The organism is Streptomyces sp. CNQ085 (assembly GCF_022614595.1).
GTDB lineage: Bacteria > Actinomycetota > Actinomycetes > Streptomycetales > Streptomycetaceae > Streptomyces.
The window spans coordinates 1-5,975 of record NZ_JAJFAU010000213.1; the positions used below are offsets into that span (position 1 = coordinate 1).

The 5,975-nt window shown below is 72.0% G+C and carries 8 protein-coding genes, 1 tRNA gene and 1 pseudogene; 6 read left to right on the forward strand and 4 right to left on the reverse strand.

Going from position 1 to position 5,975, the window contains the following annotated elements:
- The first annotated feature begins 155 nt into the window (after positions 1–155).
- Both LJ221_RS22875 and LJ221_RS22880 read left to right on the forward strand, forming a co-directional pair.
- Positions 156–452 (forward strand): type II toxin-antitoxin system VapB family antitoxin, encoded by a 297-nt coding sequence (locus tag LJ221_RS22875; RefSeq protein ID WP_031508611.1) that lies wholly within the window; start codon positions 156–158, stop codon positions 450–452.
- Positions 453–578: 126 nt separating this feature from the next.
- Positions 579–1,304 carry a LytR C-terminal domain-containing protein gene (locus LJ221_RS22880; protein ID WP_241718610.1) on the forward strand — a complete coding sequence of 242 codons (726 nt, stop codon included), beginning with the start codon at positions 579–581 and terminating at the stop codon, positions 1,302–1,304.
- A 19-nt stretch (positions 1,305–1,323) separates the two neighbouring features.
- Here the strand turns inward: LJ221_RS22880 and upp are convergent, their stop codons facing one another.
- Complete coding sequence (gene upp, locus LJ221_RS22885) at positions 1,324–1,959, reverse strand: uracil phosphoribosyltransferase (protein WP_241718611.1); 636 nt, start codon at positions 1,957–1,959, stop codon at positions 1,324–1,326.
- A 149-nt stretch (positions 1,960–2,108) separates the two neighbouring features.
- Here upp and LJ221_RS22890 point away from each other — a divergent pair, with 149 nt between their 5' ends.
- From LJ221_RS22890 to LJ221_RS22905, 4 genes are all read left to right on the forward strand, one after another.
- On the forward strand, positions 2,109–2,348 hold the full coding sequence (locus LJ221_RS22890) for a hypothetical protein (protein WP_374228540.1): 240 nt from the start codon (positions 2,109–2,111) through the stop codon (positions 2,346–2,348).
- A gap of 129 nt (positions 2,349–2,477) precedes the next feature.
- Positions 2,478–3,029 carry a hypothetical protein gene (locus tag LJ221_RS22895; protein ID WP_241718613.1) on the forward strand — a complete coding sequence of 184 codons (552 nt, stop codon included), beginning with the start codon at positions 2,478–2,480 and terminating at the stop codon, positions 3,027–3,029.
- A gap of 61 nt (positions 3,030–3,090) precedes the next feature.
- Positions 3,091–3,738: a tRNA adenosine(34) deaminase TadA gene (tadA, locus tag LJ221_RS22900; protein ID WP_374228539.1), complete on the forward strand. Its 648-nt coding sequence runs from the start codon at positions 3,091–3,093 to the stop codon at positions 3,736–3,738.
- A gap of 10 nt (positions 3,739–3,748) precedes the next feature.
- Positions 3,749–3,835, forward strand: a tRNA-Ser gene (locus tag LJ221_RS22905).
- A gap of 151 nt (positions 3,836–3,986) precedes the next feature.
- Here LJ221_RS22905 and LJ221_RS22910 read toward each other — a convergent pair.
- The 3 genes and pseudogenes from LJ221_RS22910 to LJ221_RS22920 form a co-directional block, all read right to left on the reverse strand.
- The gene (locus tag LJ221_RS22910; RefSeq protein ID WP_241718614.1) at positions 3,987–5,207 is read right to left on the reverse strand and encodes a site-specific integrase; all 1,221 of its coding nucleotides are present in this window, start codon (positions 5,205–5,207) and stop codon (positions 3,987–3,989) included.
- A 10-nt stretch (positions 5,208–5,217) separates the two neighbouring features.
- The gene (locus LJ221_RS22915) at positions 5,218–5,454 is read right to left on the reverse strand and encodes an excisionase family DNA-binding protein (protein WP_241718615.1); all 237 of its coding nucleotides are present in this window, start codon (positions 5,452–5,454) and stop codon (positions 5,218–5,220) included.
- A 62-nt stretch (positions 5,455–5,516) separates the two neighbouring features.
- Positions 5,517–5,975, reverse strand: a pseudogene (locus tag LJ221_RS22920) (DNA repair protein RadA); the annotation flags it as partial.

The window sequence follows — 5,975 nt, forward strand, 5'->3', positions numbered from 1 at the left end:
CGCCGGGGCGCATGCCCTGGCGCCCGCGGCGCTTTCCGCGCCGTGTGCCCCGGCGACGCGCCGACCGACGACCGCCCGCTCCCCGGAGCCGGGACACACCCCGACGCTCCGCCGGAAGGCTGCGCCCCGCGTCGCCGGACCGGTAGGCTTTCCGTGTGATCTTCAAGCGAATCGGAAACGGGCGGCCGTACCCCGACCACGGCCGGGAGAGCACCCGCCAGTGGGCGGACGTCGCCCCACGCCCGGTGCGTCTTGACCAGCTCGTCACCACCAAGGGGCAGCTCGACCTGGAGACCCTGCTCGCCGAGGACTCCACCTTCTACGGCGACCTGTTCGCACACGTCGTGAAGTGGAACGGGGACCTCTACCTGGAGGACGGCCTCCACCGCGCCGTGCGCGCCGCCCTCCAGCAGCGGCAGGTGCTGCACGCCCGGGTACTCGAACTCGACTGACGCCCCGGGCGTCCGCCGGCGCCCCGGCGCCACCGGGCGGGACATGTTGACCCTTTCGGGGCCGACTGCGGGGTACGCATTGATCGTTTAGTAGGCATTACGCCGTCTCCGCACTACGCTGCGCCCATGAGCATGCTCACTCCCCCCGGCATGGGCGGCAAGTACCGCATCACGGGTAACAGCTACCCGCGGATGCGGCGCCCGCGCAGGCGCCGCAGGATCGTCGCCGCCTCGGTCGCGGCGACCGCCGCCGTCGGTGTGCTCTCCTGGGGGACGGTGCAGCTCCTCGATGTCTTCACCGGCGGCGGCACCACGGTGCGGGCGGCCGGCGACGCCCCCGGCTGCGAACGCTCCGGCGGCGGGCCCTCGAAGAACGGCGGTACCGGCGTCGCGGCGCGCTCCGCCGGGGGAGAGAGCCCCGGCGCCTCGCCCGACGCCCTGCCGAAGCCGTCCGCCATCACCGTCAACGTCTACAACGCCACCACCCGCGGCGGCCTGGCCAGGAAGACGGCGGACACGCTGGAAAAGCGCGGCTTCACCATCGGCGAGGTGGCCAACGCCCCGGCCTCCCTGGACAAGAAGGTGGAGAAGACCGGGCTGCTGATGGGCCCGCCCGCCGCGTACGGGAACGGCGCGTTCGATGTCCTGCTCGCCCAGCTCCCCGGAGCGGAGGTCAGGGCGGTCGAGCGCCGGATGTCCGGGGAGTCCGGGGAGTCCGGGGACGGAAAGAGCGAGATCGACCTGGTGATCGGCAAGGGGTTCAAGGCCCTGGCCGGGGAGAAGGACGTGCGCGAGGCCATGGCGGCCCTCGCCTCCCCCTCCCCCTCGCCGTCCGCCTCGGGCTGCCGGTAGGGCGGGTACGGCGGCCGGGTCAGCCGGCCGCCCCGTACATGCGATCGCCCGCGTCGCCCAGGCCGGGCACGATGTAACCGTCCTCGTTGAGCCGCTCGTCGACCGAGGCCGTCACCACCGTCACCGGCGTGCCCGCCAGTTCGCGCTCCATCAGCTCCACGCCCTCGGGCGCCGCCAGCAGGCAGAGCGCCGTGACGTCGTCGGCGCCGCGCCGGATCAGCTCCCGGATCGCCGCGACCAGCGTGCCGCCGGTGGCCAGCATCGGATCCAGGACGTACACCTGACGCCCGGAGAGGTCGTCCGGCATCCGGGTGGCGTACGTGGACGCCTGGAGGGTGCGCTCGTCGCGGATCATGCCCAGGAAGCCCACCTCGGCGGTCGGCAGCAGCCGCACCATCCCGTCCAGCATCCCCAGCCCGGCCCGCAGGATCGGCACCACCAGAGGGCGCGGGTGCGACAGCCGCACGCCCGTGGTGGCCGTCACCGGGGTCCTGATGCCGACCGTCTCGGTGCGCACGTCCCGGGTGGCCTCGTAGGCGAGCAGGGTCACCAGCTCGTCGGCGAGGCGCCGGAAGGTCGGGGAGTCGGTGCGCTCGTCGCGCAGCGTGGTGAGTTTGTGCGCCACCAGCGGGTGGTCGACGACGTGAATCCGCATGCCGTCGACAGTAGCCGAGCCGCTTTCCCGGATCGCACTGGCGTACAACCGCCTTTTCGGGGGACAGTGAACAGGTACGACCGGAGGTGGGCCGTATGACCGAACCGAGGCAGCAGCACGACGACACCCCCGACGACCGTCGGGCACTCATACGCGAGGACCAGCGGGGACAGGAGCCGCGGGACCGCCGGGGGCCCGGGGAGCGCCGCACGGGCACCCGGCCCCCCGGCACCACGGCCCCGGACGACGACGCGGAGCGCCGCCGCCGCCGGGCGGTCTTCCTGCGCGAACTGAACGAGGCCAAGGCCCTGCGCGAACGGGTGCAGCCGCGCCGCGCCCGCGCCGCACGCATGCGCCAGGCTATGCGGATGAGGACATTTCGCTGGTAGTCCGGCGCAACACCCACGCGACGCACGGTCGAAGACCTCTCGCTCGGCGCCGGTTTCTGCCACGATTCCGATTGGGCGGGGCGCGGTCCCGTCAGCACTCGGGCACCTGAAACCAGTGGGAGAGTCACGGTGTACTTCGCCGCACTGCTCGCGCGCACCGAAGACGGCTGGGAAGCGAGCGACACGGAACTCGACGAGGTCGAGTCCCTGGCCGATCTCGCCGACCTGGCCCGGGAGGCCGCCGAGGACGACGAGCCGGTCCTCGTCTGCATCGAACAGGAGGGCGTCTGGTTCGGCGTCGTCCGGGTGGAGGGCGAGGAGGATCCCCGCATCTTCGTCTCGGACGCGGCCGCGGCCACGCGCAGTTCCTACGGGGAGATCCTGCTCACCGACGAGCTCCTCGGCCGTGAGCCGGGCGGGGATGACGACCTCGACCTCCTCGTGGACCTCGACGGCACGGAGGAAGGTGAGCCGCCGAGCGACACGGAGGACGACGAGGACGACCGGGACGCGTCCGCACAGGCCTCCGGCGCCGCTCCTGCCGGGCCGGTCGGCGACGTCGAACTGCTGGCCGACTTCGGCGTGGACGGCACGGCGCTGCTCTCGCTGACCTCCGACGACGCGTTGACCGAGATCGCCGACGCGCTCGGCTGCACGGACATGCTGGAGGCCGTGCGGTAACCGGCGTACGCGGCACCCGCCCGCCGTACGCGGGGCCGCGGCGGGCGGGGACACTGGGTGCATGAGCGTTCCGCCGGAGCCGCACACCCCTGCCCCGGAGTCCGAGGCTTCCCATGCCTGGGATGCCTCCCGGAACGGGACGACCGATCCGCTGCGCGACCCGTGGCGGGCGGCGATGCGCCGTGCCCTGGCCGAGGCCGCGCGGGCCCCCGGGACCGGCGACGTGCCCGTCGGCGCGGTCGTCCTGGACCCGGACGGTGCGGTTCTCGGGCTCGGCCGCAACGAGCGCGAGGCGACCGGCGACCCCACGGCGCACGCGGAGGTCGTGGCGATCCGCGAGGCCGCCCGGGCGGTCGGCGAGTGGCGGCTGTCGGGCTGCACCCTGGTGGTGACGCTGGAGCCGTGCACTATGTGCGCGGGCGCGATCGTGCTGTCCCGGCTGGAGAGGGTCGTCTACGGGGCGGTGGACGAGAAGGCGGGTGCGGTGGGCTCGCTGTGGGACGCCGTGCGCGACCGCCGGCTCAACCACCGGCCCGAGGTGGTCTCCGGGGTGCTGGCGCGGGAGTGCGGGGCACTGCTCACCGACTTCTTCCGCGCGCCCTCCCGTACGGCCCCTCACGCGGCTCCCCGACCGCCAGAGGGCGCCCTGGAGGGCCGGAGCGACGCCTCCCCCGGAACCGATTTCGGCACACGCCCGACCATGGGCTAGGCTTCCTCCCGGTAGCGTGTCCGAGCGGCCGAAGGAGCTCGCCTCGAAAGCGAGTGTGGGGGCAACTCCACCGTGGGTTCAAATCCCACCGCTACCGCTTGTGAAGTGCAGTAACGCCGAGGGCCGCACCCGTTCGGGTGCGGCCCTCGGCGTCGCTCCGTCTCAGTTTCCGTCTCAGTCGCGCATTTTTGAGTGCTGAAGTTTCCTGGTCACCAAGCACCTACGGTGACCTGTCCAACGCCCCGGGTTCAGTCTTCTCCCTCCCAGATCAGTCCGTCCACCTGCTCAGCGATGCCGCTGCGGACCGTGTCGACCATGTGCTGATACCGCGCGGCCATCGAGGTGGACGACCATCCCATAAGCCCCATGACGGCCCGCTCAGGCACTCCCAGGATGAGCAGCACCGTGGCGGCGGTGTGGCGGGCGTCGTGCAACCGACTGTCCCGGACCCTGGCGGCTCTCAGCAGTTCCTTCCACGCGTCGTAGTCCGTCCGGGGGGACGTGCCTCGGCCGGTCTCCGTGGCGAAGAGCCAGCCTTCGTCCTGCCAGTCCCCTCCTGCGGCCTTCCGCTCTGCTTCCTGCTTCCCCTGGTGCCTGCGCAACAGGTTCACCAGTTGCGCAGGCAGGCCGATCGCGCGTCGTCCTGCCCGTGACTTGGTCTCGGCGGTCTCCGGGTTGGTCCGGCGCCGCTGAGGACAGTAGCCCGCCTTCCGGCCGCACGTGTCGCCGCACCCGTGGGCGTAGCGCGGCCGGCGGCGGCTGCGGCGGACCCAGAGCACGCCGTTGGTGAGATCCACGTCCGTCCACTTCAGCCCCAGCGCCTCCCCCTGCCGCAGCCCCAGCGCGAGGGCGACGGCCCAGCGCGCGGAGTTCCGCCGGTCCTCCGCCGCCCGGAGTATCCGGCGGACCTCCTCGACCGTGTAGGGCTCGATCTCCTCCTCGACCACCCGCGGAGCCTTGGCGAGCTTCACCGGGTTCTGTGCGAGGTGACCACGGCGCACGGCCTCGTTGAGAGCGGTCCGGAAGGTCCGGTGCACCTGGTGGGCGGTGGCGGGCTTGCTGCCGTTCGCCTGCATCTTCGCGTAGAAGCGTTCGATGTGCTCCGGCTTCAGCCGGTCCAACCGATGCGCCCCGAGGCCGGGGATGAGGTGGACCCGTACGGCGACGCCGTAGCCCACCATCGTGTTCTCTCCCACAGCCAGAGGAGCGATGTTTTCCACCCAGTGCGTCAGCCACGTCTTCACCGTCCAGGCCGGACCGGGCTTGCGCACGTTCCCGGCGTCCCGCTGCCGCTCCAGCTCGCGTACCGCCGCCGTGACCTCGGCCCGGGTCTTCCGCTCCACGTGGCGGCGGTCCGGCCTGCCGTCGTCCCGTACGCCGACGGTTACGCGGCCGTGCCACTTCCCGTCCTTGCCCAGGTAAATGGAGGATGCGCCATTGGGCTGACGCGTGCGCTTCTTCTCTCCCACGGATGTCCCCTCAGGCAACGGTGATGTCGGAGCGGTGCGCCCTGCGGAGCCGCACGACGTAGTCGTGTACAGCCTCGGCGGGCACGCGGCGGAGACGGCCGACCGGGACGGACTCCAGCTCTCCGGAGCTGATCAGGCTGTAGCAGTACGTCCGGCCGATGCTGAGACGGCGTGCTGCCTCTTCCACGGTGAGCAGCACCAGCGTCGGGTCTGCGGCCAGCGCTGCGGTGTCTGCGGTGTCGCTCACTTCCCGGTCCTTTCGCTGAAGCGCGACGGGTGTGACTGTGACGGCGTGACAGGTGTGACAGCTCATGCCTGCCTCCCAGCGCTGTCCGGGGCCTCGGGAGCGGCGTAGCCGCCGGAGTCGCGGATGAGCTGGGCGTCGTTGACCATCCGGACGCAGGTCTGACGGACCAGACCGGGATCAATACCGGTGGCCTCGGCGATGTCCTTCGGCTTGCAGCCGGGGTTGCTGCGGACGTGGCGGAGGATGACGGCGCGAGTGTCGCCGATGGTGTGGTCGGAGGCCGGTCCTTCCAGCAGTTGCCAGGCGCCGGCGGCGGCGTGGAACTGGAGGGCGTACTCGGCTTCGTCCACGTCGCGGCCGGTGACGTGGAGGACGCCATCGGCCTTGCCGCGGGCCCGCTTGAGCACCAGTGTGGCGTCGGCCGCGCCCGCCAGGCCGTTGGTGCCGGACACCTCGGTCAGGAAGTCGTCCGAGCCTGCCTTGCGCACGTGGTGCACCAGTACCACGGCCACGCCGTAGTG

Bases quoted from the DNA above. Each gene is read 5' to 3' on its own strand.
- LJ221_RS22880 (WP_241718610.1), top strand. From the start codon at position 579: ATGAGCATGCTCACTCCCCCCGGCATGGGCGGCAAGTACCGCATCACG.
- upp (WP_241718611.1), bottom strand. From the start codon at position 1,959: ATGCGGATTCACGTCGTCGACCACCCGCTGGTGGCGCACAAACTCACC.
- tadA (WP_374228539.1), top strand. From the start codon at position 3,091: ATGAGCGTTCCGCCGGAGCCGCACACCCCTGCCCCGGAGTCCGAGGCT.